The organism is Pseudoalteromonas sp. S554, from assembly GCF_005930865.1.
GTDB lineage: Bacteria > Pseudomonadota > Gammaproteobacteria > Enterobacterales > Alteromonadaceae > Pseudoalteromonas > Pseudoalteromonas marina.
On sequence record NZ_PNDV01000170.1, the window covers coordinates 1 to 1,031 of the forward strand.

Sequence of the window (1,031 nt, forward strand, 5' to 3'; positions counted from 1 at the left end):
TTTAAAACGGAGTGGATGCCAAAGGTTGGATACGAAAACTTTAAAGATGCTAAATATAGTGTGAGTGATTATATCAACGGGTATTACAACAACGTTAGGCCACATCATTATAATGCCGGTTTAGCGCCAAATGAATCTGAGGTTAGATACCAAGATTCTAAAACTGTGGCCAAAATTAGTTGACCACTACACACACTCATAATCAATGTCAACGATACACACTCAAGAAAAAAGAGACATCGATTTAAACTGCTTTCGCTTTAAATTAATAATTAAAGGAAACAGTGTAAATGACACCAAGTATTTTGACAGACTATATTCACGACACCATTGAAGCGCTGCAGGATGGTATCTCAGTCAGTCGTGCTTTCGAACAGGCATTAAACGAGTACCATGAACTCTTAGCGTCAAAAAGTTTGCCTACTCAAGAGTCGATAGACGAGATCTTAGAAGAGCTTGAAGACTACTTCGAGTTTGAAGATAACTTTTACAGCTTAAAGCTCGATAACATTGATTGCCCTGACTTTCTCTCTAGGGATATGTCTTGTGCAAAAGATTTGGTAGATAAATTTTATAAGGCTGTTTCAGCTTTATCTGAACAGCATTGTGTATAATATTCAAACAGTAGAATAAATACGACCTGAATTATTGATATAGAATGATTCTCAAAGAAAAACCTACGGCGTAGGTTTTTCTCTCCAAGTACTCATCGACGTTAAACAGCAAGTTGCAAAGGCTCCGTTGGCACTCTAGAACTTTGTGCTATTGCTGTTAAGAAGGCCTTCCTTTTCTTAGCCCAACGTTGCTCAGACTTTGTATTGGTAAATGCTTCTAACAAAGCGCTGTGCAACTCATAGCTAGTAATATCATATCCTTTAGCTTGGTAAGAATTTATTACACCTTCGCTAAAGCCTTGCCCAGCGATAAATAGCTCTTCAACGAAAGCGTTGGCAACATCAGCTTCGGCGTCATTGTATGTTGCGATACATCCTTCGACATCGATTGCATGATAGTAACCGTCGGCTAAACCA

General features: G+C 38.5%; 3 protein-coding genes. 2 read left to right on the forward strand and 1 reads right to left on the reverse strand.

What is annotated here, in order from left to right; translation table 11 throughout:
- Together CWB65_RS19515 and CWB65_RS19520 are read left to right on the forward strand one after the other, a co-directional pair.
- On the forward strand, positions 1–183 hold a 183-nt coding region (locus CWB65_RS19515; RefSeq protein ID WP_138741289.1), incomplete at its 5' end, for an IS3 family transposase.
- Between the two features lie 122 nt (positions 184–305).
- A complete protein-coding gene (locus tag CWB65_RS19520) occupies positions 306–614 on the forward strand; it encodes a hypothetical protein (RefSeq protein WP_138741290.1) in 309 nt (102 codons plus the stop codon).
- Positions 615–715: 101 nt separating this feature from the next.
- Here CWB65_RS19520 and CWB65_RS19905 read toward each other — a convergent pair.
- On the reverse strand, positions 716–1,031 hold a 316-nt coding region (locus tag CWB65_RS19905), incomplete at its 5' end, for a hypothetical protein (protein WP_171047604.1).